At 70.2% G+C, this 23,544-nt stretch carries 25 protein-coding genes and 1 pseudogene; 12 read left to right on the plus strand and 14 right to left on the minus strand.

Annotation, left to right across the window (positions count from 1 at the left end; translation table 11 throughout):
- Window positions 1–39: 39 nt before the first annotated feature.
- Together Ssi02_RS12035 and Ssi02_RS12040 are read right to left on the minus strand one after the other, a co-directional pair.
- Window positions 40–699: an SRPBCC family protein gene (locus Ssi02_RS12035; protein ID WP_204024847.1), complete on the minus strand. Its 660-nt coding sequence runs from the start codon at window positions 697–699 to the stop codon at window positions 40–42.
- Window positions 696–1,292, minus strand: a complete 597-nt coding sequence (locus tag Ssi02_RS12040) for a helix-turn-helix domain-containing protein (RefSeq protein ID WP_204024848.1) — start codon at window positions 1,290–1,292, stop codon at window positions 696–698. Before Ssi02_RS12040 ends, Ssi02_RS12035 begins: the two co-directional genes overlap by 4 nt.
- Before the next feature lie 102 nt (window positions 1,293–1,394).
- Here Ssi02_RS12040 and Ssi02_RS12045 point away from each other — a divergent pair, with 102 nt between their 5' ends.
- Entirely contained in the window at window positions 1,395–2,054 is a 660-nt protein-coding gene (locus Ssi02_RS12045) for a TetR/AcrR family transcriptional regulator (RefSeq protein ID WP_204024850.1), read from the plus strand.
- A gap of 247 nt (window positions 2,055–2,301) precedes the next feature.
- Here Ssi02_RS12045 and Ssi02_RS12050 read toward each other — a convergent pair whose 3' ends face one another.
- On the minus strand, window positions 2,302–2,865 hold the full coding sequence (locus tag Ssi02_RS12050; protein WP_204024852.1) for an aggregation-promoting factor C-terminal-like domain-containing protein: 564 nt from the start codon (window positions 2,863–2,865) through the stop codon (window positions 2,302–2,304).
- A gap of 678 nt (window positions 2,866–3,543) precedes the next feature.
- Between Ssi02_RS12050 and Ssi02_RS12055 the strand changes: the two genes are divergently transcribed.
- Window positions 3,544–5,283 (plus strand): ABC transporter permease, encoded by a 1,740-nt coding sequence (locus Ssi02_RS12055; protein WP_204024859.1) that lies wholly within the window; start codon window positions 3,544–3,546, stop codon window positions 5,281–5,283.
- Window positions 5,284–5,365: 82 nt separating this feature from the next.
- On the plus strand, window positions 5,366–6,340 hold the full coding sequence (locus tag Ssi02_RS12060) for an ABC transporter ATP-binding protein (protein WP_373870124.1): 975 nt from the start codon (window positions 5,366–5,368) through the stop codon (window positions 6,338–6,340).
- Here Ssi02_RS12060 and Ssi02_RS39775 read toward each other — a convergent pair.
- From Ssi02_RS39775 to Ssi02_RS12070, 3 genes and pseudogenes are all read right to left on the minus strand, one after another.
- Window positions 6,317–6,529, minus strand: a pseudogene (locus tag Ssi02_RS39775) (ArsR/SmtB family transcription factor); the annotation flags it as partial. The gene Ssi02_RS12060 and the pseudogene Ssi02_RS39775 overlap by 24 nt on opposite strands.
- Before the next feature lie 50 nt (window positions 6,530–6,579).
- Window positions 6,580–6,702, minus strand: coding sequence for a hypothetical protein (locus Ssi02_RS12065; protein WP_307825649.1), 123 nt, complete (start codon window positions 6,700–6,702; stop codon window positions 6,580–6,582).
- Complete coding sequence (locus Ssi02_RS12070; protein WP_204024861.1) at window positions 6,680–6,865, minus strand: hypothetical protein; 186 nt, start codon at window positions 6,863–6,865, stop codon at window positions 6,680–6,682. The genes Ssi02_RS12065 and Ssi02_RS12070 overlap by 23 nt, the downstream gene beginning before the upstream one ends.
- 304 nt (window positions 6,866–7,169) lie before the next feature.
- Between Ssi02_RS12070 and Ssi02_RS12075 the strand changes: the two genes are divergently transcribed.
- The gene (locus Ssi02_RS12075) at window positions 7,170–7,658 is read left to right on the plus strand and encodes a glutathione peroxidase (protein WP_204024862.1); all 489 of its coding nucleotides are present in this window, start codon (window positions 7,170–7,172) and stop codon (window positions 7,656–7,658) included.
- Between the two features lie 78 nt (window positions 7,659–7,736).
- Here the strand turns inward: Ssi02_RS12075 and Ssi02_RS12080 are convergent, their stop codons facing one another.
- Both Ssi02_RS12080 and Ssi02_RS12085 read right to left on the minus strand, forming a co-directional pair.
- Complete coding sequence (locus Ssi02_RS12080) at window positions 7,737–8,360, minus strand: TetR/AcrR family transcriptional regulator C-terminal domain-containing protein (RefSeq protein ID WP_204024863.1); 624 nt, start codon at window positions 8,358–8,360, stop codon at window positions 7,737–7,739.
- Between the two features lie 26 nt (window positions 8,361–8,386).
- Window positions 8,387–8,845 (minus strand): hypothetical protein, encoded by a 459-nt coding sequence (locus tag Ssi02_RS12085; protein WP_204024865.1) that lies wholly within the window; start codon window positions 8,843–8,845, stop codon window positions 8,387–8,389.
- On the opposite strand from Ssi02_RS12085, the gene Ssi02_RS12090 reads away from it, so the two are divergent.
- Window positions 8,817–9,437, plus strand: coding sequence for an intradiol ring-cleavage dioxygenase (locus Ssi02_RS12090; RefSeq protein ID WP_204024867.1), 621 nt, complete (start codon window positions 8,817–8,819; stop codon window positions 9,435–9,437). The genes Ssi02_RS12085 and Ssi02_RS12090 overlap by 29 nt on opposite strands.
- Here Ssi02_RS12090 and Ssi02_RS12095 read toward each other — a convergent pair whose 3' ends face one another.
- The gene (locus Ssi02_RS12095; RefSeq protein WP_204024869.1) at window positions 9,438–9,812 is read right to left on the minus strand and encodes a hypothetical protein; all 375 of its coding nucleotides are present in this window, start codon (window positions 9,810–9,812) and stop codon (window positions 9,438–9,440) included. It lies immediately after the preceding gene.
- A 19-nt stretch (window positions 9,813–9,831) separates the two neighbouring features.
- Window positions 9,832–10,782: a TIGR03620 family F420-dependent LLM class oxidoreductase gene (locus tag Ssi02_RS12100; RefSeq protein WP_204024871.1), complete on the minus strand. Its 951-nt coding sequence runs from the start codon at window positions 10,780–10,782 to the stop codon at window positions 9,832–9,834.
- 152 nt (window positions 10,783–10,934) lie between these two features.
- Between Ssi02_RS12100 and Ssi02_RS12105 the strand changes: the two genes are divergently transcribed.
- On the plus strand, window positions 10,935–11,516 hold the full coding sequence (locus Ssi02_RS12105; protein ID WP_204024873.1) for a TetR/AcrR family transcriptional regulator: 582 nt from the start codon (window positions 10,935–10,937) through the stop codon (window positions 11,514–11,516).
- Between the two features lie 268 nt (window positions 11,517–11,784).
- On the opposite strand, the gene Ssi02_RS12110 is transcribed toward Ssi02_RS12105, so the two are convergent.
- The gene (locus tag Ssi02_RS12110; RefSeq protein WP_307825650.1) at window positions 11,785–12,753 is read right to left on the minus strand and encodes a LacI family DNA-binding transcriptional regulator; all 969 of its coding nucleotides are present in this window, start codon (window positions 12,751–12,753) and stop codon (window positions 11,785–11,787) included.
- Between the two features lie 238 nt (window positions 12,754–12,991).
- Between Ssi02_RS12110 and Ssi02_RS12115 the strand changes: the two genes are divergently transcribed.
- Together Ssi02_RS12115 and Ssi02_RS12120 are read left to right on the plus strand one after the other, a co-directional pair.
- Window positions 12,992–14,215 carry an ABC transporter ATP-binding protein gene (locus Ssi02_RS12115; protein ID WP_204024877.1) on the plus strand — a complete coding sequence of 408 codons (1,224 nt, stop codon included), beginning with the start codon at window positions 12,992–12,994 and terminating at the stop codon, window positions 14,213–14,215.
- A gap of 189 nt (window positions 14,216–14,404) precedes the next feature.
- Window positions 14,405–15,160, plus strand: a complete 756-nt coding sequence (locus tag Ssi02_RS12120; protein WP_204024879.1) for an SDR family NAD(P)-dependent oxidoreductase — start codon at window positions 14,405–14,407, stop codon at window positions 15,158–15,160.
- 62 nt (window positions 15,161–15,222) lie between these two features.
- Here Ssi02_RS12120 and Ssi02_RS12125 read toward each other — a convergent pair whose 3' ends face one another.
- Window positions 15,223–17,049, minus strand: a complete 1,827-nt coding sequence (locus tag Ssi02_RS12125; RefSeq protein ID WP_204024881.1) for a M14 family metallopeptidase — start codon at window positions 17,047–17,049, stop codon at window positions 15,223–15,225.
- A gap of 206 nt (window positions 17,050–17,255) precedes the next feature.
- Here Ssi02_RS12125 and Ssi02_RS12130 point away from each other — a divergent pair, with 206 nt between their 5' ends.
- Both Ssi02_RS12130 and Ssi02_RS12135 read left to right on the plus strand, forming a co-directional pair.
- Window positions 17,256–18,218, plus strand: coding sequence for a pirin family protein (locus Ssi02_RS12130; RefSeq protein ID WP_204024883.1), 963 nt, complete (start codon window positions 17,256–17,258; stop codon window positions 18,216–18,218).
- A 223-nt stretch (window positions 18,219–18,441) separates the two neighbouring features.
- Complete coding sequence (locus Ssi02_RS12135; RefSeq protein WP_204024884.1) at window positions 18,442–19,620, plus strand: MFS transporter; 1,179 nt, start codon at window positions 18,442–18,444, stop codon at window positions 19,618–19,620.
- 68 nt (window positions 19,621–19,688) lie between these two features.
- Here the strand turns inward: Ssi02_RS12135 and Ssi02_RS12140 are convergent, their stop codons facing one another.
- Window positions 19,689–19,832 carry a hypothetical protein gene (locus tag Ssi02_RS12140; RefSeq protein WP_204024886.1) on the minus strand — a complete coding sequence of 48 codons (144 nt, stop codon included), beginning with the start codon at window positions 19,830–19,832 and terminating at the stop codon, window positions 19,689–19,691.
- Window positions 19,833–19,969: 137 nt separating this feature from the next.
- Between Ssi02_RS12140 and Ssi02_RS12145 the strand changes: the two genes are divergently transcribed.
- Window positions 19,970–20,131, plus strand: a complete 162-nt coding sequence (locus tag Ssi02_RS12145) for a type II toxin-antitoxin system HicB family antitoxin (protein ID WP_204024888.1) — start codon at window positions 19,970–19,972, stop codon at window positions 20,129–20,131.
- Here the strand turns inward: Ssi02_RS12145 and Ssi02_RS12150 are convergent.
- Window positions 20,128–21,669 (minus strand): aldehyde dehydrogenase family protein, encoded by a 1,542-nt coding sequence (locus Ssi02_RS12150; protein WP_204024890.1) that lies wholly within the window; start codon window positions 21,667–21,669, stop codon window positions 20,128–20,130. The two genes, Ssi02_RS12145 and Ssi02_RS12150, sit on opposite strands and share 4 nt — an antisense overlap.
- A 164-nt stretch (window positions 21,670–21,833) precedes the next feature.
- Here Ssi02_RS12150 and Ssi02_RS12155 point away from each other — a divergent pair, with 164 nt between their 5' ends.
- On the plus strand, window positions 21,834–23,183 hold the full coding sequence (locus tag Ssi02_RS12155; protein WP_239128831.1) for an SWIM zinc finger family protein: 1,350 nt from the start codon (window positions 21,834–21,836) through the stop codon (window positions 23,181–23,183).
- The last annotated feature ends 361 nt before the right edge of the window (window positions 23,184–23,544 follow it).

Here is a 23,544-nt window from a genome sequence, read left to right on the forward strand (position 1 = left end):
GGTGGGCGAACAGACGCTCGCAGAGCGAGGGGATCGGGCCTAGACGGTCACCTCGTGGTTGCGGGCCGCGGTGGACCAGCGGGTCTCCCAGCGGGCGCGGAGGGACGCGAAGTCGGCGTCGGTCAGGCCGTAGGTCGTGATCGTGATGCCGACCTGGGCCTCGTCCTGGCTGGTCAGGGGGACCTGCGCGTTGACGACGATCAAGTGGCCCTCGTCGTCCACGAACTGGTGCTGGAAGTGGCTGCGGTGCCACACCTCGCGCACTCCGCTCTCCTCCGCCGTGGCGACGGCGGCGGCGGGAACCAGCTCGCCGGTCAGGAAGAGCGTGCGGCGGCGCCCGGTGGGGCGCCGCTCCACCCAGAAGCGGAGTTGCTCGAAGAACGAGCGCCACCCCTCGCGGAGCCCGTCGTAGAAATCCTCCCAGGAGGAGTCGTCGGCAGGACCGGCCATGGTGACCCGCACGACGGTGCGGTCGCCGTCGGCCTCCAGCGTGATGTCCTGGCCGTTGTCCCACTCGATGCGCTCCGGCGCCGATGTTTTGGCGTAGTCGGCGAAGATGAACTGGATCTCCCCTTGAAACCCGGGGTGGTCCCAGCCGAACCATTCGGCGACCTGGTCAAGCTCGGTGAGGGCCCGCCAGACCTCCTCTCTCGGCGCTGCGACGACCTGCTCGACGGTGAACGGCCTCTGCTCGCTCATGTCTCCTCCTTGGACTCTGCTGTCTTGGCGGGGTGGCCGCCCGCGGTCACGCGGTAGCGGCGGGAGATCCCGGGTGTGTCGAACTCGGCGGCCACCTCGGCCATCGCCTCGGCCAGCCGGGTGGCGAAGCGTTCGACGTCGGCGGGGCGCGCGAAGCGGACTTCGGTCTCGATGTGGAAGGTCAGCAGCCGCTTGCCCAGCTCGGCCGCCGCCTCACGCATCTCGGCCACGTCCGCCAGAGTGCGTGCGGACGAGGCGATCAGGGTGGACGCGGCGAACCGGTCCTGCCCGGCGGGGCCCAGCTCTCCGATCACCTCGGGCGCGACCACCACGGCGCGTGCGGTGACCCGCACCAGCCGCTCGGTGCGGCCGCGCCGCTGCCGCAGCTCCACCAGCTCGACGAGGCCGGCCTTCTCCAGCTCCCGCAGGTGGTAGTTGATCCGCTGACGGCTCTCGCCGAGCCGCGTGGACAGGCCGGTGGCCGAGGCGGGCTCACGCAGCTCCTCCAGCAGGCGGCGCCGCAGCGGGGAGAGTGTGCCGCGCAGCCGCTCGGCCTCCCTGACGACGTCAAGGTCGCTGTCGATCCCGTTCACAGGCCTCATGCTGCCAATTGACAAACGAATTTGTCAATTCTTTCGGCGTGCCGGATGCGCAGGAGCAGACAAGGGCGGGACAATGCCGGTATGAAGGCCGCCATGAAGCCGGAGCCCCTGTCCCGGGAGCGCATCGTCGCCGCAGCCGTCGACCTCATCGAACGTGAGGGAGCCGACGCGGTGTCGATGCGCCGCATCGCGACCGAGCTCGGGGTCGGGGTCATGTCGCTCTACAACCACGTGCCCAACAAGTCGTCTCTCCTCGACGGCGTGGCCGAGTCGGTGATGGCGCAGATCGAATTCCACGACGACATCTCCGCCCCCTGGCAGGAGCAGGTGTTAGCCCAGGCCAGAGCGTTGCGGCAGATCGCGATGCACTACCCGCGCTGCACCCTCGTGGTGCTCACCCGCCAGCTCCGCACCCCCGCCGGGCTGCTGCCCACCGAGCGTGCGCTCGCCACCCTCAAGAGGGCGGGCTTCGAGCGCGACCAGGCGGTCAGCGTGCTGCGCGCCTTCGTCGCCTACATCGTGGGGTGCCTGCTACGCGAGGTCGGCGTCACCTCCACCTTCGACCCGGCGGGCGGCGGCGGCTCCATCGCCGGCAGCTTCGACGCCACCCTGTTCCCGGAGACGGCCGACCTCTACGGATGGCTCGCCACCTGCGATCACGAGGCGGAGTTCGAGTTCGGCCTGCGCATGCTGGTGGAGGCGGCGGCAGTCGTTCCCAGGGCCCCCTCCAACACCGACGAGCCCCAGAGCTGACAAGGGCCAGAGCTCACAAGGGAGAGTACGGCAAAGCCCGGTCGTCCCCGGCCGCGACGCGGCCGGGCGCGTGTCCGACGGGCGTAACCGGGGGGGCACGGCCGAGGTGTGGCCGGACGGCTGGACGCCCGGGGCCCGCAAAACGCGGGCCCCGGGGGTCTGTGAGTGCGCCCTTCCCCCGGGCACTCGACGAGCTCCTCCGAACCCGTGCGCGCTGTGCGCGGCCCGGGGAGGCGCTCGACGTGGATCAGTACCAGTTATGCGACTGGAAGTGACCCCACGCGCCGCACGCGGTTCCGTAGCGGCCCCTGATGTACTTCAGTCCCCAGCGGATCTGTGTCGCCGGGTTGAACCGCCAGTCCCTGGCGATCCCGCTCATCTTTCGACCGGGAAGCGCCTGTGGGATGCCATAGGCCCCCGATGAGCGGTTCTGTGCGCGGTGGTTCCAGTTGCTCTCCCGGGTCCAGAGGCTGTCGAGGCAGCGGAACTGCCGCATCGACCACGCTCGCTGGACGACCAGGCGGAACGCGATCGCCTTGTTCTTGCCAGGAGAGTTCTTGGCCTTTCGCGCCTTGAATCGGATCTTGGGCTTGGTGGCCGTCGTCCACTTGCGGTGGATCACACGCTTGGGGACGACCTTCTTACGGGCCGCACGCTGCTGGACCGCGACGAGAGACCAGGTCCGCATGATGCGGTTCTCGGACTTCGGCCGGTCCTTCTGCTGGGCTTCCGCCGCCGCCGGGGAGCCGCTCATGACGGCTGCGGCGACTGCGGTCGCGACTGCGGTGCGTAGGACACGAGTACTGTTCAAATCAATCCTTGTCGTCGGGTCGCGTGCGGGCGGCGCGGGCACACTGGTGTGCCGCGCGCTGTGTCGTCCCTCGTCCGTGGCTCGGACGCCGGCGTCCCGCGTGGCCGTCTGGATCCTTTGACCTCCGCGCCGGACGGCAGGCGAATGCCTGTCGTCCGGGCGGGAGCCTCCAGGCGGCACCGCGACGGGTTCTCAAGGCGGTTTGTATTACGCGCCGGGGCCCGGCACGGCCGATCGAGGCACGCGTCGGACAGGTGTTTACCAACGGGGCGTTTGATTTGTACGGCTTGGGGGGCTCCTCTTGACGGGCCCCGACCGCAGTCTGGTGCGCCATTGTGCGAAAAATCTGCCCGCCATGGGGTTTAAGACGCGAAGTGCGCCGCAGCGCCCATGACAGACGCGTGCCGTACGCCAACTCGGGATGCCAACCCCGGAATGTGTTATCGATTGCTAAAACCCGACAATTATCGGAGCGGGGCGGCGGCAAGACACCTGGATTGCAGGGGCACATGGCGAGATGTCACACTCGTCGGAATGTGCAGGGACATTCGGCTTATGCCGTACATGAGTCTGCGCAAGAGGCCGTCCATGACACCACACCCGGGGACGCCCATGGAGGCCGATGGCCCGGCGTGTCCCCACCCGTGAAATGTGTCCCCCACCCGGAAAGGGCCGCCCATGGCCATGCCGTCGGGCGCGGGTGGCCGCACCGCCCGGCTCGCGCCGTCGTTTCTGAGCGACGCCGTCGTCGGGCTCGGTGTCCTCGCCGTCGCCTACGCCGCGATCCGCCTCGGCTACGAGGCCGCCTCGTCTCCCGCCTCGGTGAGCACCGACCCGGCCGATCTGCCCTACCTCGCGGGCCGCAGCCTGCTGCGGATGTTCGCCGCGCTCGCCCTGTCGCTGGTGTTCGCGCTGGTATGGGCCTACGCCGCGGCGCGGTCACGGCGTGTCGGCCGGGTCCTCATCCCGCTGCTGGACGTGTTGCAGTCGCTGCCGGTGCTGGGTTTCCTCGTGGTGGCGGTGAGCGGGTTCACCACCGTGCTCCCGCGGTCGGAGTGGGGTCTTGAGGCCGCCGCGGTCTTCGCCATCTTCAGCTCGCAGGCGTGGAACATGGCGTTCGCGTTCTACCAGTCCTTGATCACGCTGCCGCGTGAACTCGACGAGATGGCGCGCGACATGGGTTTCACCCGGTGGATGCGCTTCTGGAAGGTCGAGTTGCCGTCGGCGGCGATCGGCCTGGTGTGGAACGGGATGCTGAGCTTCGCGGGCGGCTGGTTCTTCCTCGTGGCCGCCGAGGCGGCCACGGCGGCGGGCGGCGTGCACGCGCTGCCCGGCGTCGGCTCCTTCGCCGGTGCCGCAGTGGCCGCCGGCGACCTCGGCGGCGTCGGCTGGGCCGTCGCCGCGACCGCCGCCACCGTCGTCGTGGTCAACTTCCTGTTCTGGCGTCCGCTGGTGGCGTGGGCCGAGCGCTTCAAGGTCGAGCAGGCCGAGGGGGCCACGGTGCAGCGCTCGGTCGTGCTCGACCTGCTGCGGCGGTCCCGGTGGCCGCGGCTCGCCGGGCGGGCCCTGGGCCTGGCCCGCGACATGCTCGAAAGGGCCGGCTCGCACCGTCCGGGCGCCGGTCGCCCCGGTGAATGCCTGCGCCGGGGCGACGGGTGGCAGCAGAACGGCCATTCGGGGGACACGCTGATCAACGCCGCCGTCTGCACGTCGGCGGGCGCGGCTCTCGCCGTACTGGCCGTCTATCTGGCGCGGCACCCCGCGGGGCCCGCCCTGCTCCTCGAACCGCTGCTGCTGGGCGCGGTCACCTTGGTCCGCGTGCTCGTGCTGGTCGCCGTGGCGACGCTCGTGTGGGTGCCGATCGGGGTGGCGATCGGCCTGTCGCCGCGCCTCACCCGCATCGCCCAGCCGATCGTGCAGGTGCTCGCGAGTTTCCCCGCCGACCTGCTGTTCCCGCTGGCAACCTGGTTGTTCCTGGCGACCGGCGCCGGGCTCGACGTGGGAGGGGCGTTCCTCATGGCGCTGGGCGCGCAGTGGTACATCCTGTTCAACGCGATCGCGGGCGCGACCGCGGTCCCCGCCGACCTGCGCGAGGCGATGGACAGCCTCGGGGTGTACGGCTGGCGCCGCTGGCGCAGACTCGTCATCCCGGCGGTGTTCCCGGCTTACGTCACGGGCGGCATCACCGCCTCCGGCGGCGCGTGGAACGCCTCCATCGTGGCCGAGGTCGTCACCTTCGGCGGCACGGTGGTCACCGCGACGGGCCTCGGCGCATATGTCTCCCAGGCCGCCGACGCGGGCGACCATCCGAGGCTGGTGGCCGGTGTGCTGGTCATGGCGTTCTACGTGATGGCGCTCAACCGGCTGGTCTGGCGCAGGCTCTACCGGCTGGCCGACAGGCGCTACTCGCTTGACTGAAGGGGGTCCTGCTGTGTCCGGTGAACCGAACGTGCTGCTCGCGGCGCACGCGCTGACGAAACGCTACGGCGACGGCCCGCCGGTGCTCGCCGGCCTCGACCTCGACGTGCGTGAGGGCGAGATCGTCGCGCTGCTCGGCAGGAGCGGCTCCGGCAAGTCCACCCTGCTGCGCTGCCTGGCCGGCCTGCTCCCGCCCTCAACCGGGGCGGTCACCTACCGGGGCGTCGCGCTGACCGGCGCCAACCCGGGCGCGGCGATGGTCTTCCAGACCTTCGCGCTGCTGCCCTGGCTGACCGTGCTGCAGAACGTCGAGGTGGGCCTGGAGGCCCGCGGCGTCGCCCGCGCCGCACGCAGGCACGCCGCGCTCAACGCCCTCGATTTGATCGGGCTGGCGGGGTTCCAGTCGGCCTATCCCAAGGAGTTGTCCGGCGGCATGCGGCAGCGCGTCGGCTTCGCCCGCGCCCTCGTGGTCGAGCCGGACCTGCTGCTCATGGACGAGCCCTTCTCCGCGCTCGACGTGCTGACGGCGGAGAACCTCCGCGGCGAGCTGCTGGAGCTGTGGGAGTCGGGGGAGTTCCCCACCCAGGCGATGGTGCTCGTCACCCACAACCTGGAGGAGGCAGTGCTGCTCGCCGACCGCGCGGTCGTGCTCGGCACCGGGCCTGGCGGGGCCGTCGGCACGGTCTACGACATTCCGCTGCCCCGCCCGCGCGACCGGGACGCGCCGGAGTTCGCCGCCCAGATCGAACGGCTCTACGCCGTGATGACCGGCCGCCCGGAGGCGGCGCCGCTGCCCCCGCTCGGCCTGCGCCCGGCCCCCCGCCAGGCGTCAGACGCCGGCGGGGCGGAGGCGTCCGGGGGTCAGCACCCACTGGGGGCGGGGGGCGTCTCGCGCCCCGGCGGCGGTCCCGCCGTCGCCGGGGGAGTCGATCACGCCGGTCACATATCCCGTGAGCAGCCCCGCCTCCGTCAGCAGCCCGGCGACGTGGGAGTTGGCGGCGCGGTAGAAGATCCGCGTGCCGTCGCGGCGCGAGAGCACGAGCCCGGCCGCCCGTAGCTTGGCCAGGTGCTGCGAGACCGCCGCGACATGCGCCCCGACCTTCTCCGCGAGCTGGCTCACGCCGTATTCCTCGATCGACACGGCGTGCAGAATCTGGAACCGCGTGGGGTCGGCCACCGCCTTCAGCACGTCCACGATCGCGTCGACGGACACCACCGGGTCATCGGACGGCACTTGCGCAACCATGCGAAAAGTCTAAGCGCACGGACGGTTACGCAAGGAGACCCCCGATGCGCTCAGCGCAACCAGCCCTTGCGCCGGATATGCCAGAGCGGGATCAGCGCCGCCACGAGCGTCAGCAGCGTCGCGGTGAGAAAGCCGTGCTCTCCGGCCGGCTCAGGCATCACCGTGAAGTTCACGCCGTAGAAGGTGGGTGGCAGGAAGACGGCGGTGATGATCGTGAACCTTGACGATCTGGTTCTGCTTCACGTCGAGCGAGGTCATGATCGACTGCTGGAGACAGCGCACCTTGTCGTGCTCGTAGCTCGCGTTCTCCTTCACCCCGTCGATGTCGGCGATCAACCGTTAGGCGCCGATGGGCGGAAGCGGGCGCGGGGGGAGTGAGGCCCGACTATGGCTCGGACAGTGGCCGTCCATCTCCGCCTCCTTCCCATCGGCGCGTGCCGGCGCCCACGCCCTCAACGGCCCCGCCTTGTCGGCCTCGAACGAGGTCCCGGCAGGAATCGGCGGGGACACACATGGTCGCTACGGCACTACCAGGGCTCAGAGACTAGCATATTTGCGTAATTGCGCAAATAATATCCAGGTCTGCGGCGCCCGGTGTTGCCTCGCAGCGTGCGCCGGACGGGTGAGTAGGCTCCCCCTCATGAGCATCCACGAGATTCCGCTCCAGACCCTCGCCGGCGACCCCACCACCCTGGCCGAGCTCTCCGGAGGCGGTGCCGTACTCATCGTGAACGTGGCCTCCAAGTGCGGCCTCACCCCGCAGTACACCGGCCTGGTGCGCCTCCAGGAGCGCTACGCGCCGCGCGGGTTCACCGTGGTGGGTGTGCCCTGCAACCAGTTCAAGGGCCAGGAGCCCGGCACGGCCGAGGAGATCCAGGAGTTCTGCTCGACGACCTACGGCGTCGACTTCCCCCTCCTCGCCAAGGCCGACGTCAACGGCCCCGGCCGGCATCCCCTCTACGCCGGCCTCACCACTGTCCCCGACGCCGCCGGCGAGGCGGGCGACGTCCAGTGGAACTTCGAGAAGTTCCTGCTCGCCCCGGACGGTGGCGTAGTCGCCCGCTTCCGGCCCGGCACCGAGCCGGAGGACCCGGAGGTCGTCACGGCGATCGAGAAGGTCGTCGCCTGAGCGGCCCTAGTCGGAGGTGAACCCCGCCGGCATCGCCCGCAGCCGTGGTGGCGCACGGAGCTTGGCGCGGGGCGCCATCTAGTCGGAGGTGAACCCCGCCAGCATCGCCCGCAGTCCCGCCTCGAACTGCTCGTCCCCGCGATAGCCGCCCGCCACGGCCCGCGCCAGGTGCGGGAATGTGTCCGGGGCCATCGGCTCCGCGGCCTCCTCCGCGGTGGCGGTCTCCCCGCCCGCGGGCGGGGAGACCTCGGCGAGCACATGGCCGATTGTGTAGGCGCCCAGGCAGGCGACGATGTCGAGCGACCGGCGCGGCGGCAGCCCCGCCGCCTGCAGGCTGCCGAGCGCCTGGTCGGCGAGGGACTTCGGCGTGTAACTCGGGCGGGTCGCCAGGATGGGCACCGCCCGTGGATGGCGCCGCAGCACCTCGCGCAGCCGCCGCATGAAGTTCGCGACCAGCTCGCGCCAGTCGCCGGAGGCCCCCGGGGCGACGTCGACCTCGGCGTAGACGGCCTCGACGATGCCGTCGAACAGCGCCGCCTTGTTGGGCAGGTGGTAGTAGACCGCCATGGGGTCCACCCCGAGCTCCACGCCGAGTTCGCGCATGGACAGCCCCTCGATCCCCACACGGTCGACGAGGCCGAGTGCCATCCGGATGATGTAGTCACGGTTGAGCGCCGGTCCGGCGGGCCGCTCGGCACTCACGTGACCCTCCCCTCACCGCTCCGGCGTCACGTCGTTCCCGCTTTGCCCTCCGAGGGCTGAAAACGCACGACCGCGACAACCGTGAAGATTACCGCGCAGCCCGCCGTCACGAGCAGAGATCTGGCCATACCGCCGACCTCGCCGGGATGCTTCCACTGCGACAATCTTGAACACGAAGACATGACGATGATGGGCAACTTCGTCACCGCGTACTGGCTCACGGCGGCCTTATCGATTTTCCAGGCACAATCTGTGCAAGTGTTGATCGAGAGGAACGTTATGCACGACGAAGGCAAGCGGGTAAGCCGCCGGAAGGCATTGGCGGGGATCAGCTCGGTGGGTTTGGCCGCGCTTCTTACCGCTTGCTCGAGGAACGAGCCCACGGCCACGACGACGACGGGCACGCAAGCGCCCGTTTCGCCGCGGGCCGAGGTCACGCCGAGCGCGACGGCACTCTTGGACAAGGCGAACACCTGCACGCTCACCCCGAGCACCACGCAGGGGCCCTACTACTTCGACGCGGACAAGATCCGCAGCGACATCCGGGAGAGCCGGCCGGGCACGCGGCTGGAGCTGGCCATCCAGGTGCAGGACAGCGAGCTCTGCACTCCCGTGCCCAACGCCGTGGTGGAGCTCTGGCACTGCGACGCGAGCGGGTTGTACTCCGGCGCCGAGGACCTGTCGCGCGGCGCAGGGCAGGCGCCGGGCGGGGGCGGGGGCGACCTCGAACCTCAGGACGCCAACCGTTACCTGCGGGGCGCGCAGGTCACCGACGCCTTCGGGCGGGTGACCTTCGTCACGATCTGGCCGGGGTGGTATCGCGGGCGCACCGTGCACATCCACGCGATGGTCCACATCGACGACAACCGCCCCCTGACCACGCAGATCATGTTCGACGAGGCGGTCAACGCCAAGGTGCTCGGGAAGGCGCCCTACAACCAGCGCCGCGGCCGGGACACCCTCAACGAGGACGACGGCATCTTCGACCCGATGATGCTGATGAAGACCGAACCCGCCGACGACGGCTACAAGGGCGCCATCGTCTTCGCGATCGACTCCGACAAGGACGGCACCTGACTAGTCGAACCCGTCGAGCTCCTCCTCGGCGGCCACGATGGCCGCGTCGAGGGTAAGCGCCATCTCCTGCAGGATCTGCTCCCGGGACTCGCCCGTGGCCTCCGAGAGCCGCTTGACGAGGTGGTCGGTGCACAGCCGGGCGGCGTTGACCCGCCAGTTGAGCATGGCGAGCGCGGCGGTGCCGGCGGCGTCGAGCACCTCGTCGGCGATGGCCTGGTCCCATGCCGACCGATAACGCCCGATCGGGACGTCCAACACGATCGGACCGTTGACCTCGTGGATCAGGTCGATCTGCTCCTGCCTGCTCAGGGACTTGTCGCCCGTCACGGTGAGCAGCCGGATCCACTGCGCGGTCATCTCCCGCAGTTCCCCCACCGAGGCAGGTTACCCCGCCTCACGCTCCGAGTACGGCAGGAGCCAGGTTTTCGAGCACCCCGACGGCAGCGGCCACATCCCCGGCCCCCGCCGCCCGCAGAGGACGTCCGGGAAGCAGTGGGTGGAGGAGCACGTGGTCGGCCCCCGCGTCGAGATGCCCGCGGACACGCTTGGCGATCGCCGTCTCGTCGCCCCAGGCCACGACGTCGTCGACGAACCGGTCGCTGAGCCCGCCGGCCAGGTCGTCGTCGCCGTATCCGAGGCGCCTGAAGTGCCTGCCGTAGACCGACTCCACGGCCACGGCCTCGGCCAGGTCGGTGCGGGCGACGGCGCGGGCCTGCGCGGGGTCGGGCAGGAGGAGCACGGGCTGGTGGGGGATGAGCAGTTTGCCGGGGCCGAGGATGCGCCGGGCGCGGGCCGTGTGCTCGACGGTGGCCAGGAACGGATGGGCGCCGTCGGCCCGGTCGCGCGCCAGTTCGAGCATCTTGGGGCCGAGTGCGGCGAGCACCCGCGGGAAGCGGGCGTCCGGCGGTCCGGCCGCGGCGGCGTCCATCCCGTCCAGATAGTCGCGCACCCGCTGGAGCGGGGAGCCGTCGAAGGTCAGCCCGCTGTTCTCCACGAGGGGCCGGTGGCTCACGCCCACCCCGAGCACGAACCGCCCCGGATACGCCTCGGCGAGCGTCGCGCCGCCGCCCTGCATAGCGGCGTGGTGGCGGGCCCACAGGTTGGCGACCCCCGTGCCGACGACCATGGAGCGCCCGGCGGCGAGCAGGACCGCGTGGTGGGCGAAGGCCTCCTTCCCGCCGAGGACCTCGCCCGTCCAGAACGAGCCGTATCCCGCCGCCTCAAGCCGCCGGACGGCGTCCCGCTCGACCTCGGCCGGGGCCGCGAGCAGGGCGGAGATCGGCAGCCACACGCCGATCGGGCCGAGCCGCCGCCGTGCCTCCTCGACTACGGTTGACGTCGTCATGGAACCCTCGTTTCCTGGAGGTCCGGACTAATCGGAGAGGTTCTCCGGTTGACGGTCACGACGATACGGAACGGTTCTCCGTTTAGCAACGGTTCTCCGTTCCGCATCATGTTTTCGGCACCTGTTTTCGGCACCCTGTATGGGAGGACGTCATGGCGAAGACACCCGCCGGCGGCGCGCGTCCACCGCGCGCCGACGCGCGCCGCAACCAGGAGCGCATCCTCGCCGCGGCCAGGGAGGCGTTCACCCGCCACGGCGTCGACGCCTCCCTCAACGACATCGCCCGCCGCGCGGGCGTCGGGCCCGGCACCCTCTACCGCCACTTCCCCACGCGGGAGGCGCTGCTGGAGGCCATGCTGGCCGACCGCTACCACGCCCTCGCCGGTCACGCCCGCGACCTGGCCGGCACGGCGCCGCCCGCCGAGGCGGTGCCGCGATGGCTGAGCGCGTTCGTCCGCGACCTGCGCGCCTTTCGCGGGCTGGCCACATCGATGAAGAACGCGCTTTACGACGAGGGGTCGGTCCTGTTCGTTTCCTGCAAGGAGATGCAGGTCGCCTGGGATGTCCTCGTCGTCCACGCGCAGGTCGCGGGCGTCGTCCGGCAGGACGCCTCGCCCGCGGACCTCCTCCGCCTGGCCGCCGCCCTCGCCTGGGCCACCGAGGACCTGCCCGAGGACACGACCGAGGCGGACAGGCTGCTGGACCTGATGCTCACGGGGGTCATGCGGGGGTGAGCCCGCGGGAGCACGTACGGCAGGTGCCCGCCCGGGGAGAGGGCTCAGGGACGAGTGACCCCGGGAAGTGCGGCGGTGCGCGGCGGGTGCCCGCCCCGGGAGGGTTCAGGGGCGGGGACGGCGGCGCTGTGCCGGAGCGGTGGCACGCTCGCGGGGGGACGGGACGGGGAGCGGCGAGGGCGCGCCATGCGGGCTCTGCCGTAAGCCGCCTGTAGAGCGCCTGGAACGCCGCCTGCAGGGCGCCGGGACGCTGCCTGAGGCCGCCGGGTTACGGCTTGCCGAGGCGGGGGCCGCAGCTGCCGCGGACCAATAGCTCGGTGGGCAGGACGGTGTCGCGGGTGCGGCGGGTGGTTTCGCGCATGACGAGCTCGGCGGCGCGGTAGCCGATGTCCTGGGCGGGCTGGGCGATGACGGTGAGGGGCGGGGAGCAGAGTTCGGCCCAGGGCACGTCGTCGAACATGACGATGGAGACGTCGCGGGGGATGCGCAGGTCGAGTTCGCGGGCGGCGAGGATGGCGGCTTCGCCGAGCATGTTGCCGCCGGCGACGACCGCGGTGAGGTCGGGCCGGTGCTGGAAGAGGCCGGAGGCCGCGGCGTAGGCGGAGTCGCGGGCGGCGCGGGCGGTGACGACGAGTTCGTCGTCGCCGGGGATGCCGAGGGCGGCGAGGGTGTCGCGGAAGGCCCGCAGGCGGGGGCCGCCGCCGGGGCCGCCGAGGAAGGCGATGCGGCGGTGGCCGAGGCCGGCGAGATATTCGACGGCGGTGCGTGTGCCGAGGCGGTCGTCGGCGAGGACGGCGGGGACGTCGTCGCGGCCGGGGGGCCTGCGGTGGGCGAAGACGACGGTGAGCCCGGCGCGGAGGGCGGGGGTCCAGGTGTCGGCGTCGCCGGAGGGAACCGCGATGACGCGGTCGACGCTCTGTTCGAGGAAGGTGCCGATGAGCTCGGCTTCCTGTTCGGGGTCGTCGCCGGTGGCGCCGACCATGACGGGTTCGCCGGCGGACCGGGCGCAGGAGAGCACCCCTTCGGCGAGCCGCCCGTAGAACGTGTCGGTGATGTCGGGCACGAGCAGGGCGATGCCCCCCGTTCTTCGCTGGCGGAGGTTCCGCCCGAGCGCGCTCGGGCGGTAGTCGAGTTGCGCGGCGGCGGCGAGCACACGTTCCCGTGTCTCGGGACTCGCCGACCCGCCGGACAGGACTCGCGACACGGTCGCGACTCCGACGCCGGCGGCGGACGCCACGTCCTTGATCGTTATACGGCGATGCCCACTGACCTTCATGGAAACGATTCCATCATAGTTTCCAAGTCACGGAAAGCTCGGCCTGGTAACGGATAGCGGTTGATAAGCCGGTTTGCGCGAAGGGGTTGACACACTTGTCCGTTTCGGGTGAGATGCATGAAAACGTATCCACTTCCGGTGGTCATCCCCACGGAAACGGGCCGTCTCCGTGAGCGGTTCCGGAGCACGAAGGACTGTCATGGCATCCATCGTTCTAACCAACGTCGACAAGGTGTACGCCGGCGGCGTTAAGGCCGTGAACTCCCTGAACCTTGAGATCAAGGACGGCGAGTTCATGGTGTTGGTCGGCCCGTCCGGTTGCGGAAAATCCACCGCGCTGCGGATGATCGCCGGTCTTGAGGACATCAGCGGCGGCGAGATCCATATCGGCGAGAAGCAGGTCAACCACCTGCCGCCGAAGGACCGCGACATCGCGATGGTGTTCCAGAACTACGCGCTCTACCCCCACATGACGGTCGAGGAGAACCTCGCCTTCGGCCTCAAGCTTCGCAAGATGCCGAAGACGGAGATCCAGAAGCGGGTGAACGAGGCCGCCAAGATGCTCGGCCTCGACCAGTACCTCAAGCGCAAGCCCGCCGCCCTCTCCGGTGGTCAGCGTCAGCGTGTCGCGATGGGCCGCGCCATTGTGCGCGAGCCGCAGGCGTTCCTCATGGACGAGCCGCTGTCCAACCTCGACGCCAAGCTCCGCGTCTCCATGCGCGCCTCGCTCAACCAGATGCACGAGCGCCTCGGCGTCACGACCGTCTACGTCACCCACGACCAGGTCGAGGCCATGACCCTCGGCGACCGGGTCTGCGTCCTGCGCGACGGTCTCCTCCAGCAGGTGGACACCCCGCAGAACCTCTTCGACAAGCCGGTCAACCTGTTCGTCGCCGGCTTCATGGGCTCCCCGTCGATGAACTTCGTCAACGCCGAGCTCGTCCGCGACGCCACCGGTGCCGCCGTCGCCTTCGCCGGCTACCGCCTGCCGGTGCCCGACTCGACGTTCCACAACAAGCCGGGCCTTGAGCAGTACATCGGCCGCAAGGTCATCCTCGGCGTGCGCCCCTCCGACTTCGAGGACGCCGTCGCCGCCAACGGCAACGTCAGCAACGGCTGGGTGCGCATCCCCGCCCGCGCCGAGGTCACCGAGGAGCTGGGCAGCGAGATCAACGTGCTGTTCCTCATCGACGCCCCGCCGGTCGTGCACCGCGACACCGTCGCCGCCGCCGACGCCGGTGAGGACTCCGAGCCGAGCATGCCGCTCACCAGCGGCAAGTCCCTGTGGACCGCCCGCGTCAACGCCCGCAGCCACGTGCGCCCCGGCCAGAACATCGAACTCGCGGTCGACACGCACAACCTGCACTTCTTCGACTCCGACTCGGGCCTGGCCATCGGCCACCCCGCGAACATCGGCCGCTAGACCCTTCCCGCCGCTCCGGCACCGCCTGCCAGGGCCGGAGCGGCATCTCCGAGGCGGTTGACCACCTGCCGGTCGTCGCCTTCTGCGGAGGCCCTCGCCGCGACCCCCTCCCGTGGCGAGGGCTTCCTCCCGTTCTCCTGTCGGAATGGCGCGCTCAAGGGCGGCCACGTACGGCACTAGGCTGACCACATGCCCATCTCTCTGATCACCGGGGCGACCGCCGGCATCGGCTCGGCGTTCGCCCGGAGACTGGCGGCCGACGGGTTCTCCCTGGTCATCACGGCCCGCGACGCCGACAGGCTGGAAAAGTGCGCCCGCGATCTGCGGCTGCGCTACGGCGTCGGCGTCGAGGTGCTCCCCGCCGACCTCGCCACCGAACACGGGCTTGAGTCGGTCGAGAGGCGGCTGCGCAAAGACGTCGACCTCTTGGTCAACAACGCGGGTTTCGGTCTGCACGGGACGTTCCCCGAGTCGCCCATCGAGGACGAGCTCCGCATGCTCCGCGTGCACTGCGAGGCGGTGCTCCGCCTCACCCACGCCGCCCTGCCCGGCATGCTCGCCCGGGGCCGCGGCGGGGTCGTCAACGTCTCCTCGGTCGCGGGGTTCTTCCCCACCGGCACCTATAGCGCCACCAAGGCATACGTCACGAGCTTCAGCGAGTCGGTGGCCCAGGGCCTCGGCGACTCACCGGTCCGCGTCATGGCGCTCTGCCCCGGTTTCGTGCGCACCGAGTTCCATCAGCGAGCCACGCTCGACGTGTCGGGCATCCCGGGGTTCATGTGGCTTTCCGCCGACCGTGTCGTCGACGAGGCCATGCGCGACCTCGCCCACGGCCTGCGGGTCAGCATCCCCTCCAAGCGCTACAAGGCGCTCACCGCGCTGGGCCGCTCCATTCCGGCCAAACTCGTCAGGCGCGTCGGCCAGGCCGTCGGCGTGCGCCGCTGACAGCTTGAGTTGTGTACGGCGGAGGCCACGTCGCGTGGCCTCCGCCGTACGTGTCGCAGGGGCTATTGGCGGGTGATCTTGACGTCGTCGACGCCGGCCTCCAGGAGGGAGGCGGTTGAGGCGTCCGCCGCCTCGACGACGATCCGCACGGTCTGGCCGGCGAAGGCGCTGATGTCGGCGGTGCCGGGGCTCCAGGAGCCGTTGCGGTTGGATGCCGCGCCGAGCTGCTGGAAGACCTGGCTCGTGGTCGAGCCGACGACCTTGACCCGCAGGTAGTCGGCGCTGGAGCTGTTGGTGCCGTGGGCGAGATACCACGAGAAGCTCAGGTTGAGCGTGCCGGTCGCCGGGAGGGCGATGGGCGGCGACTGGATCGTGGTGACGCCGCCGTCGAGGTCGTAGGCCCCGGCGGAGGTGCCGGCGAGGCGGCCGGTGACGAGGTCGTTCACGCCGCTGACGGTGGTGCCGAGCTGCTTGGCGCCGCCGCTGGTGGTGGCCTCGGGGTCACCGCGTTCCCACTGGCCGGAGGTGGCGGTGTCGGTGGCGCCGGGGTTCACGGTCCAGCCGGTCGCGGTCTCGAAGGTGTCCTGCCAGACGACGGCCGGGGGAGTGGCGCCGCAGTAGGTCGCGTCCTCGCCGATGATGCGGTAGACGCAGTCGGAATACTCAAGGAAGCGCAGCAGGGCCTCGCGGTTGCGGGTGGTCTGCGGCACGATCTGCTCGTCGGGCGGGTAGAAGCCGGGGGAGGCGCCGACCGGATACATCTCGAAGGTGTAGCTGAAGATCTTGTGCACGCCCCACATGAAGTCGTTGATGGTGCCGTCGGTGATGTAGAGGTCGCTGGCCTGTTCGGGCGTGTAGCCGTTGGTCGAGGCCATGCTCTGCCCGAGGGCGGCGTGGGCGTCGCGGTCGTCCTGGGTGAGTCCGGGCGCTGTGTCGGCGAAGGTGTAGCCGTAGGGCCACAGGATCAGCTCGCTGTAGGTGTGCCAGTCGATGTGCGCCTTGATCTGCTGCACACCGCCGACGACGCGGCTGCGCACGAAATCGGCCGCGGCGCGCACCTCGGGAGCCGACTCGGCGGCGGAGCCGCGGTAGGTGTCGCTGGAGGGGGTCGGGGACGATCCGTTGCAGCAGCCCCAGTTGTAGTTCCAGTTCCGGTTCATGTCGGTGCCGACGGCGGTGGAGCCGCTGTTGGGCTGGCGGTTCTTGCGCCAGGAGCGGTAGGAGCCGGTGGCGATGTCGTATTCGCCGCCGTCGGGGTTGAGGTCCGGCATGATCCAGATCTCGCGGGAGTTCACCAGGTCGGTGATGCGCGGGTCGCTGCCGTAGTTGTCGGTCAGGAGGTTAAGCGTGTAGATCGCCATCTCGACCGTCAGGTGCTCACGCGCGTGCTGGTGGTGCGTGAGGAGCACCTCGGTCTCGTTCTCGTCGGTGTTGACATTGTCGCTGATCTTGATGGCCATCAGATCGCGGCCCTGGTACGACGAGCCGTAGCTGATCTTTCTGGCGATCGACGGGTGGTCGGCGACGATCTGGTTCACCGCGGCGGTCATCTCGGCGTAGTTGTGGTAGCCGGAGTCCGCCGGAGGGAAGTCGGCGAGTTGTCCCTTCTTGGGGCCGATCTGCCGGGGGAGCACGGTGACGGTGAACCCCTTGGCCTTGACGGCGGCGATCTCGCTCTCGGTCGCGGTGACGACCACCGACGATTCGGCCACCTCCTCGATCGCGGCGCCGGTGCTGGAGACCTGGGTACGCTGTTCGGCGGTGCTGGGCCCCTGCACTCGATACTGCCTGCTGGGGGTGGGTTCGGCCGAGGCTCCGGCAGAGCCGACACCCACCACGGACAGGAGCACAAGGGCGGCTAAGGCCGTGATCAAACGGCTTCTCACCATTTCCTCCTCATACGGGTGCGCTCTGGGGGGTTGTCTGCGCACCCTCACTGAGGGTCAGGCTCAGCAGCCAGGGATTGAAGACCCAAATTTGATGATTTACATCACACATGCGGCCCGGGGTTCAGGTCTCCGGGACCGGGAATGATTGAAGCGTCAACTATTGTTGTGCGGAATACTGAAGCGAAGGACCTAACGAGGAGGTGGCGATGCCCGCCGTAACCGTAGACAACATCCTCGCCCTGCCCCGCATCCCTGCGGATCTGGGAGTCGGCCGGAAGGTGGTGGCTGTCGAGACGGCCCCCAGCGGCTTTGAGGGTGAGGGCTTCCCCGTCCGTAAGGCGCTGGCGACCATCAAGCCGTCCTATCTCGATCCGTTCGTCATGATGGACCAGATGGGCGAGGTGGACTACGCGCCCGGTGAGCCCAAGGGCACTCCATGGCACCCGCACCGTGGATTCGAGACCGTGACCTACCTCATCGACGGAACCTTCGTGCACCAGGATTCGCACGGCGGAGGCGGGGTGATCTCGGATGGCGACACTCAATGGATGACCGCCGGAAGCGGGCTCCTGCATATCGAGGCACCGCCTGAGTGGTTGGTGCAGAAGGGCGGACTCTTCCACGGCATCCAGCTTTGGGTGAACCTGCCGTCCAAGGACAAGATGATCGATCCGAGGTACCAGGACATCGGGCGGGACAGCGTAGTGCTGCTCAGCAGCCACGACGGCGGCGCGCTGGTGCGGTTGATCGCAGGTGACGTCGCCGGGCACATCGGCCCCGGCTCGACCCACACTCCGATCACCCTGCTCCACGCCAGCATCAGCCCCGGGGCGCAGCTCACGATGCCCTGGCGCAAGGACTTCAACGCCCTGGCATATGTGTTGTCCGGTAAGGGCGGCGCCGGGGAGGAGAAGGCGCCTATCGCAACCGGACAGCTCGCGGTCTTCGAGGGCTTCGGTAACCGGCCGGGGCTGACCACCGACGCGGAGACCATCACGATCACCGCTTCTGCGAACTCGGGACTGGAGGTCATCATCCTCGGAGGCGAGCCGATCCAAGAGCCTGTGGCGCACTATGGGCCGTTCGTCATGAACAGTCGAGCAGAACTGGTCCAGGCGTTCGAGGACTACCAGGCGGGCCGATTCGGCACGATACCCGCCAGTCCCTGACCCGGATGATGGTAGAGGTCGGAACCCTAGGAGAAGGCTCCTGGGGTTCTACCTTCCTGCGCCGCGTAAAGCCTGGCGCGGATCAAACTCGTAGGAATCGGGATCTCGAGCCCCTTAAAGATGGACAGATCGGACATGTAGCGTGAAAATTGCGTTGATCGGGTAGATCGCGCGGATCCCTCGGGTCGCCGCAACTGACCACTCGGACCTCTCCTGGAGGGGTATGCGACGTCCATTAGTCAGAGATTCGCTGACATGGCTGCTCTACCTACAACTGACCTGCTTCGCGCTCTTCCTGTATGGCTTCGGGCCATCGGTGCTCCACCTCGCCCGCGACCTCGGCGTCCCCGATGTGACCGCCGCCCTCCATGGCACGGCGTTCGCTCTGGGATTCCTGGTCGCGGGGGTGGCGGGCGCCCGCCTCGCCGCCCTGCTCGGCCGCGACCGCCTCCAGTGGTCGGCGCTCACCCTGCTCTCCGCCGCCACCCTCCTCTACGTCCTCGGCCCCGCCATGCCCTGGACTCTCACCGCCGCGTTCCTCGGCGGCTGCGCCGGCATGACCGTGATCAGCGTGACCACGGCGGCCCTCGCGGACCACCACGGCCCCCGCGCCGCCACCGCCATCAGCGAGGCCAACGGCATGGGTGTCGGCGTCGGCCTGATCGCGCCCCTGCTCGTCGGCGGCGCGGCCCTCGTGGGCCTCGACTGGCGCGTGGGCCTCGTCGCGGTGCCCTTCCTCGTCGTGGGCCTGCGCCTGGCGTTCCGCGGCGTGCGGCTTCCCGACGTGCGTCCTGGGCCGGTCGTACGGCACAGCCTGGAAGAACGGGGACCCGGCCCCGGCGTGTTCAGTGCGGCCTCCCGCATGCCGTGGCGCTACTGGCCCGCCTGGGCCGTGGTGGTGACCGCTGGAACGATTGAAATGTGCATGGCCATCTGGGTGGCCGAGCAGCTCAGGCAGAACACCGGCCTGTCCAGAGGCGCCGCCACCATGGCCTTCACCCTGCTCTTGATCGGCATGACGGTGGGCCGCCTCCTCGGCGCCCGCCTCACGCAGCACCTGTCGGCCGACCGGCTCCTCATGGGAAGCCTGCTGCTCAATCTCGGGGCCTTCGCCCTCCTGTGGCTCTCCACCGCCCCGGCGCCCGCGCTGATCGGTGTGGCCCTCTGTGGCCTCGGCATGGCCCTGCAGTTTCCCCTGGCCGCCGGCCGGGCCGTCGACGCCTCAGCCGGCCGCCCCGACCAGGCCATGGCGAGGTCCGGCATCGGCCAGGGCGTGGCCTCGGGCCTCGGCCCGGTGGCCCTCGGCGTGCTCGCCGGCTCGGCCGGGATGCGGACCGCTTTCCTCCTGGTGCCCGCCCTGCTGGGGCTGGCCGCACTCATGGCCGCCGTGCGCACCCGGTAGGCCTCTCGGACATGACTCAGCGGGGACCGCCTCGGCCCCCGCGTCCGTCCGCCTCACGCCCGCTCTTGTCAGGCGGTGATCATGATGCCCAATGCGATGAGCACGATGACCGGGATCATCCACATCACGAACTCTGCGGCGAACTCCTTGTACATATGAACAGCTCCTTGGGGGACGATCGGGCACGACGCATAACACGTCGCAGGCAGCATATTCGACGAGACCCCACCCCCATAAGCGAGCCTCCCCGCGAACCCCTTGAACCCCCTTGGATCCCGCCCGTTCGCCGCATGGAAGATCTTTTGGCATGCCCCAAGCGGGGAGAGGGCGGCGGGGATAGCCTCGCGGCATGAACGGGGCCTTGAGGTTCACCGCGACCGTCACACCGGACGACGAGGGGTGGTTCGTCGCCCAGTGCAACGAGGTCGACGTGACCTCCCAGGGGCGCAGCGCCGACGAGGCGCTGATCGGCCTCCGGGAGGCCCTTGAGCTCTTCTTCGAGGACTCTTAGGTGAGGCGATAGTCCAGGTCTGGGATGATCTCGGCGACGTCCATCTGGGCCTTTTGCAGGCGGCCGCTGTGGTCCCAGTTCATGGCCTGCCAGCGGGTGAACTGGTCGAGCACCCACATGCCCGACTGGCGGCTGCCGTTGCCGGATTTGCCGTTGCCGCCGAAGGGGAGGTGGGCCTCGGCGCCCGAGGTCGAGTTGTTGACGCTCACCATGCCGGCGCCGATGCCCTCGCGGAAGCGGAAGGCCGATCTCGGGTCGGTGGTGTAGATGGACGACGAGAGGCCGTAGCCGGGCCGGTTGGCGAGTTCGACGGCCTCCTCCAGGGTGCTATAGGTCGTGACGCCCACGAGAGGGCCGAAGGTCTCCTCAAGGAAGATCCGGTCGTCGGGGCGCACGCCGTCGACCACGACCGGGTGATAATAGAGTCCGCCGTCGCCGGTGAAGGCCCCCCGCGGGTTGCCTGAGGTGATGCGCCCGGTGGGTCCTGTGAGCACCGTGTGGTGCGGCTGGATCCAGGTCAGATAGTCCTCGTAGCGCTCGGCGAAGCGGGTGTCGAGCAGCGGCCCGTAGATCACGTCGCCGTTCGGGTCGCCGACGGCGGCCGAGGCGACGGCGACGGTGAGCCGGGCGGTGAACTCCGCGTGCACCGATTCGTGCACGATCGCGGTGCCGAGTGAGGTGCACCGCTGCCCCGCCGTGCCGAACCCGGCGAAAAGCGCCCCCTCGACCGCCAGGTCGAGGTCGGCGTCGGGGGTGACGACCATGGGGTTCTTGCCGCCGAGTTCGAGGCAGGGCGACTGGAGGTGGCGTCCGCAGAGCTCGCCGACGGCGCGGCCGACGGCGGTGGAGCCGGTGAAGCCGACCTTGTGCACGGTGCCCTCGGTGAGGGCGAGGTCGAGCCCGGCGAAGGTGGCCTCTCCGTCGGCGAAGACGAGGTTGAGCACGCCCTCGGGCAGCCCGGCGGCGGCGAAGAGCCGGTAGAGCGCGTGGGCGGAGGCGGCGGCATATTCCGCGGGCTTCCACACGGCGGCGTTGCCGCACAGGAGCGCCGGCACGAGATACCAGGACGGCACGGCGACCGGGAAGTTGCCCGCGGTCACGATCGCGGCGACGCCCACGGGCACCCGGAAGGTGAAGAGGTTCTTGTCCGGCATCTCCGACGGCACGGTCTGCCCGTAGAGCCGCCGCCCCTCGCCGAGGAAGAAGTCACACGTGTCGACGATCTCCCGCACCTCGCCCAGCGCCTCGGCGTAGGGTTTGCCGATCTCCTCTGTGACGAGCCGGGCGAGGGTCTCGGCGTTGGCCTCGACGAGCCGCCCGACCGACGCGATGACGCGTCCCCGCACGGGCGCGGGCACGCGGGCCCACTCGCGCTGGGCCTCACGCGCGACACGGCAGGCGGCGGCGAAGGTCTCCGCGTCGGTGAGCCCCACGTCGGCGACGATCTCGCCGGTGCGCGCGGGGTTGATGGATTTGTACGGCACGGCAGGCGACGAGATGTCCTTGCCACCGATGACGGAGACGAGCTGGCGGGTCACCGTTGACCTCCTTAGAAGGGTTCGCCCCGGATTCTTCCCACGGGCCTCTTTCCCACAATCATGGTTCTCCTCGCAGGTGACCGCCCGAGTGGGTCGTCAGAGGGGCAATATGGAATCGCGTAACAGGTCGTGAAATGTCGGTGACCATGGCTAGTGTGCGTCAAGTGATCGAACGTTGGAGCCGCGATCAGGTTCTTTCGCTCGCCCCCGACCTCCCTTCCCAGAAAGCCGCGCAAAGCGTGGCCAGACCCGGAAAATGGCCGGTCACAGGGGTCTGCGCGGAGACCCACGTCGTGTGGGGCGAGTGCCAGGGCAGCGGTGCCAAGCCGTACCTCGCGTGTGTTGATCTCTCGGAACCCGCCTACAGGTGCAACTGCCCCAGCCGGAAGTTTCCCTGCAAGCACGCGCTCGGTCTGCTTCTCCACTGGTCCGCAGGCGGGGTGCCGGACGGCGGCGAGATGCCGCCCTGGACAAGGGAATGGCTGGACGGGCGCCGGGAGCGCCAGGCGAAGGCCGCCGCCCAGGCGGCCGTCACGACGGACACCACCACCGGCACCGAGGCCGACACCGACGCCGGCAGGCAGGAGGCCGCCGCCCGCCGAGCCGAGCAGCGCGAGCAGCGCGTGACCACCGGGCTGCTGGAGCTGGAGCGCTGGCTCACCGACCAGGTGCGCCAGGGCGTCGCGGGCACCCGCGCCGGCGGCCACGCCCACTGGGACGACGTGGCCAAACGCCTGTTCGACGCGCAGGCGCCCGGCATGGCGGGAGCCGTCGCCCGCCTCGGCGGCACACTCGCGGAAGACGACTGGCCGAGCCGCCTGCTCGGCGAATATGCACTCCTCTACCTTCTCGCCGCCGCCCACCGCGGGCAGAGCGCCCTGCCCGGCGACCTCGCCGCCTCCGTGCGCTCCCGGGTCGGCTTCACCGTCACCCGGGAGGAGGTGCTGGCGGGGGAGACCGTACGCGACCACTGGGACGTGCTGGGCCGCCGCGACGAGGAGCAGGACCGGCTGACCGCCCGCCGCGTATGGCTGCGCGGCCGCGGCACCGGCAGGAGCGCCCTCGTGCTCTCCTTCGCACCGATCGGCCAGCCCCTGGACGCCTCCCTCGTGACCGGCGCGACCGTCGACGCCGACCTGGCCTTCTACCCCGGCGCCAGCCCGCTGCGCGCCCTGGTCGCTGCCCGCCACGCCCCGCCGTACACCGAGGGGCCGCCCGCCGGCGTCACCATGGCCGAGGCCCTCACCGCCGTGTCGGACGCCCTCGCGGGCGACCCGTGGCTGGAGTCGTGGCCGCTGGTGCTCTCCGGCGTCGTGCCCGCTCGCGACCGCGGATGGCTGCTGGCCGACGCCGCCACCGGCGAGGGCCTGCCCCTGCACCGCAGGACCGGCGCCCCGTGGACACTGATCGCGGTCTCCGGCGGCCACCCGGTCACGGTCGCCGCGGAGTGGACGCCCCGCGGCCTGGTGCCGCTGACGACCTGGGACGACGACGGCCGCGTGGTGCTGCTGTGACTCCGCCCCCCACGCCAGGGGCCTCCCACCGACCACCGTTCCCAGCAGAGGAGAATCCCCCGTTGCGGCCCACCCCCGGCCCCGCACCCACCCCACCCCGCCCCCACCAGCACCCCGCCACCCCACCGGAGCACGGTGGCGCGGCCCCATGCCCCAGCAGGCCGAACGCTGGACTACCGAGGAACGGGGCGCGGCCTCCCGGCGTGGCCGAACTCGCCCCACTTCACAGCCTGTGTCCCCCTGAGCCGGACGGTGGCCCGCCAGCGAGCGGTGCCCGGTCTCCCCGCAGCGCCGGGGGCGCCGCACCTTACGGCCTGAGCCGCGCTGCCGCCGTGTCCCACGGTGCGGCCGTCGTCGGGGC

Source organism: Sinosporangium siamense (assembly GCF_016863435.1).
In the GTDB taxonomy this organism is placed as follows: Bacteria; Actinomycetota; Actinomycetes; order Streptosporangiales; family Streptosporangiaceae; genus Sinosporangium; species Sinosporangium siamense.

Excerpts from the sequence above, each read along its gene's own strand:
- Ssi02_RS12035 (WP_204024847.1), bottom strand. The coding sequence starts at position 699 with ATGAGCGAGCAGAGGCCGTTCACCGTCGAGCAGGTCGTCGCAGCGCCG.
- Ssi02_RS12045 (WP_204024850.1), top strand. The coding sequence starts at position 1,395 with ATGAAGCCGGAGCCCCTGTCCCGGGAGCGCATCGTCGCCGCAGCCGTC.
- Ssi02_RS12055 (WP_204024859.1), top strand. The coding sequence starts at position 3,544 with ATGGCCATGCCGTCGGGCGCGGGTGGCCGCACCGCCCGGCTCGCGCCG.
- Ssi02_RS12075 (WP_204024862.1), top strand. The coding sequence starts at position 7,170 with ATGAGCATCCACGAGATTCCGCTCCAGACCCTCGCCGGCGACCCCACC.
- Ssi02_RS12100 (WP_204024871.1), bottom strand. The coding sequence starts at position 10,782 with ATGACGACGTCAACCGTAGTCGAGGAGGCACGGCGGCGGCTCGGCCCG.
- Ssi02_RS12105 (WP_204024873.1), top strand. The coding sequence starts at position 10,935 with ATGGCGAAGACACCCGCCGGCGGCGCGCGTCCACCGCGCGCCGACGCG.
- Ssi02_RS12115 (WP_204024877.1), top strand. The coding sequence starts at position 12,992 with ATGGCATCCATCGTTCTAACCAACGTCGACAAGGTGTACGCCGGCGGC.
- Ssi02_RS12120 (WP_204024879.1), top strand. The coding sequence starts at position 14,405 with ATGCCCATCTCTCTGATCACCGGGGCGACCGCCGGCATCGGCTCGGCG.
- Ssi02_RS12125 (WP_204024881.1), bottom strand. The coding sequence starts at position 17,049 with ATGGTGAGAAGCCGTTTGATCACGGCCTTAGCCGCCCTTGTGCTCCTG.
- Ssi02_RS12130 (WP_204024883.1), top strand. The coding sequence starts at position 17,256 with ATGCCCGCCGTAACCGTAGACAACATCCTCGCCCTGCCCCGCATCCCT.
- Ssi02_RS12135 (WP_204024884.1), top strand. The coding sequence starts at position 18,442 with ATGCGACGTCCATTAGTCAGAGATTCGCTGACATGGCTGCTCTACCTA.
- Ssi02_RS12140 (WP_204024886.1), bottom strand. The coding sequence starts at position 19,832 with ATGCTGCCTGCGACGTGTTATGCGTCGTGCCCGATCGTCCCCCAAGGA.
- Ssi02_RS12145 (WP_204024888.1), top strand. The coding sequence starts at position 19,970 with ATGAACGGGGCCTTGAGGTTCACCGCGACCGTCACACCGGACGACGAG.